Source organism: Acinetobacter endophylla (assembly GCF_053543775.1).
In genome coordinates, this window is sequence record NZ_JBLVOM010000031.1 from 1 (window position 1) to 2,939 (window position 2,939).

Annotated in this window: 2 protein-coding genes and 1 pseudogene; 2 read left to right on the forward strand and 1 reads right to left on the reverse strand. The window is 38.8% G+C overall.

What is annotated here, in order from left to right:
- A pseudogene (locus tag ACNPNW_RS03880) lies at nucleotides 1-182 on the reverse strand (IS4-like element ISAba33 family transposase); the annotation flags it as partial.
- 548 nt (nucleotides 183-730) lie between these two features.
- On the opposite strand from ACNPNW_RS03880, the gene hppD reads away from it, so the two are divergent.
- Both hppD and ACNPNW_RS03890 read left to right on the forward strand, forming a co-directional pair.
- Nucleotides 731-1,792, forward strand: a complete 1,062-nt coding sequence (gene hppD, locus ACNPNW_RS03885; RefSeq protein ID WP_005005966.1) for a 4-hydroxyphenylpyruvate dioxygenase — start codon at nucleotides 731-733, stop codon at nucleotides 1,790-1,792.
- Between the two features lie 165 nt (nucleotides 1,793-1,957).
- Nucleotides 1,958-2,939: amino acid permease (locus ACNPNW_RS03890; RefSeq protein ID WP_448766548.1), on the forward strand; the 982-nt coding region annotated here is incomplete at its 3' end.

Here is a 2,939-nt window from a genome sequence, read left to right on the forward strand (position 1 = left end):
TGCATACGTCGATAAAATGATTGTGGTAAGCACTTGATGGGCAAGGCTTTAGATGCAGAAGAAAGATTACATGTTTGCTTTAAAATGATCACAAGCATGATGAGCGCAAAGCACTTTAAATGTGACTTGTTCCATTTTAGAGATTTGTTTAAGATAAGATATAACTCATTGAGATGTGTCATAGTATTCGTCGTTAGAAAACAATTATTGTGACATTATTTCAATGAGTTATCTATTTTTGTCGTGTACAGAGATCGATTATACAAGATTAGATCTTTATATGAAGCCAAAACCAAGACTCAAATCGATATTCAAAATAGCTGTTCTCAATAGATGCACTGAATGAGCCAAATTTCATACCCAATTTTTCCCTTCTATTTTAGTCCTATAGCACTGATTTCATCCTGAAATCTTGGTATAACAAAGCCCCCTGTTTTAAAAAATATTTTTATGAATAATATTAATTTAATTTATAGGTCAATCGTTTACCAATTTTATTTATTACGTAATTAAATTACGTATTGAATAATAATTTAGATCAAGTATGATGAATTAAAACTTCTACACTTGTTCACTCAACATTGAGAATGTTGCTGAACAGGTGCCCCATGTCAGACAAACGGATTTGTCTCTCTCGCTCTAGAATTGTAGCGACCAGTCCGTTAGCTCTGAAAGGAATCGTTAAAAAGATAAGCAATAGGATTGCTTAAAAAAGAAATGAGGACGTTGTATGAATGAATTAGCCAACCCATTAGAACTGTGTGGATTCGAATTTATTGAATTTGTTTCTAAAGATGGTCAGCTAGATGCGGTGTTTGAAACCATTGGGTTCAGCAAAGTGGCAAAGCATAAGTCTAAAAATGCGTATTTATGGCGTCAGGGCAAAATTAATATCATTCTAAATTATCAGCCTGAATCGTATGCAGCTTATTTCTATAAAGAACACGGCCCTTCTGCCTGTGCAATGGGTTTCCGCACCAAGAATGCGGCAAAGGCATTTAAAAAGGCAATAGAAATTGGTGCAGAACCAATTTACAATCAAATTGGCCCGATGGAGCTGAATATCCCAGCAATTAAAGGGATTGGCGGCTCTCCTATTTTCCTCGTCGATTGTGACATTTACCAAAATGACTTCATTTTCTTTGATGATGTACCCTCCCATCCTGTCGGCACAGGTTTATATGAAATCGACCATTTGACCCATAATGTGTATAAAGGCCGTATGCAGTATTGGGCTGATTTCTATGAAAAGATTTTCAACTTCCAAGAAATTCGCTACTTCGATATTAAAGGTGAATATACTGGCCTGACGTCCAAGGCACTCACGGCGCCAGATGGCAAAATCCGTATTCCGCTGAATGAAGATTCGGATAAAGGAAATGGTCAGATTGCCGAGTTCCTGAATGAATTTAACGGTGAAGGCATTCAGCATATTGCCTTCATTTGTGATGACCTGATTAGCACTTGGGACAAACTCAAAGCTTTAGGAGCCAAGTTCATGACACCTCCACCCAATACCTATTATGAAATGCTAAATGAACGTTTGCCTAACCACGGCGAACCTGCTGATGAACTACAAAAACGTGGCATTTTGCTGGATGGCAATACTAAAGACGGTAATAAGCGTCTCCTCTTGCAAATTTTCTCTCAAAATATGCTAGGCCCAGTCTTCTTTGAATTTATTCAGCGTAAAGATGACGACGGTTTTGGTGAAGGCAACTTTAAAGCGCTATTTGAGTCGATTGAACGCGACCAAATTAAACGTGGCGTTTTAGATGTATCTAAAGCTTAAACGATTTCTAGAATTTCCCTGTACATATAGTTTTATGTACAGGGAAATTTAACTTTTGCGCAAAAATTATACTCGTAAAAATTAAAGTCCGCTCCGATGACAATATAAAAATAACTAAACATCATCATGGCTCAGGGCTTTATCTCACATGGATGAAGAATAAAAATGCAGCACATTGAACAAGGAAACCTGAAAAAAGGTTTAAGTAATCGTCATATTCAGCTCATCGCCCTCGGTGGTTCTATCGGCACAGGGTTATTCCTCGGTATTTCACAAACCATCAAACTCGCAGGACCTTCTGTTATTTTAGGCTATGCCATCGCAGGCCTTATAGCCTTTCTTATGATGCGCCAACTCGGTGAAATGATTGTGCATGAACCCGTGAGTGGTTCTTTTAGTCATTTTGCTTATAAATACTGGGGCAAATTTGCGGGCTTTATGTCTGGCTGGAATTATTGGGTACTCAATATTTTAGTGTGTATGGCTGAACTCAGCGCTGTCGGCCTCTATATCCATTACTGGTGGCCTGATATTCCAACGTGGGTTTCTGCTTTGGGTTTATTTATTTTTATTAATGTCATTAATTTACTGCACGTGAAATTATTTGGTGAAATGGAATTCTGGTTAGCCATCATTAAGGTCGTGGCAATTATTGCCATGATTGCTTTTGGTAGTTACTTGCTGGCCAGCGGTAGTGGTCATAGCCAGTCTAGCTTACAAAATTTATGGCAGCTCGGTGGCTTCTTCCCCAATGGTATTACAGGCTTAGTGATGGCTATGGCCATGATTATGTTTGCTTTCGGTGGAATTGAACTGGTGGGCATTGCAGCAGCAGAGACAGATAACCCTCAGAAAACTCTCCCAAAAGCCGTCAATCAAATTGTTTACCGCGTGTTGTTATTTTATATCTTGAGCCTAGTCGTAATTTTGTCGCTTTATCCATGGAATATGATGGCTGAAGGCGGTAGTCCTTTCGTATTGATTTTCGACTCTTTAGGCAGCCAGACCGTGACCGCTGTTTTAAATTTTGTGGTTTTGACTGCGGCTGTTTCTGTCTATAACAGCACCAATTACTGTACCAGCCGAATGCTGCTTGGTCTGGCACAACAAGGCAATGCTCCAAAATTTTTAAGCAAAATTAATCCGC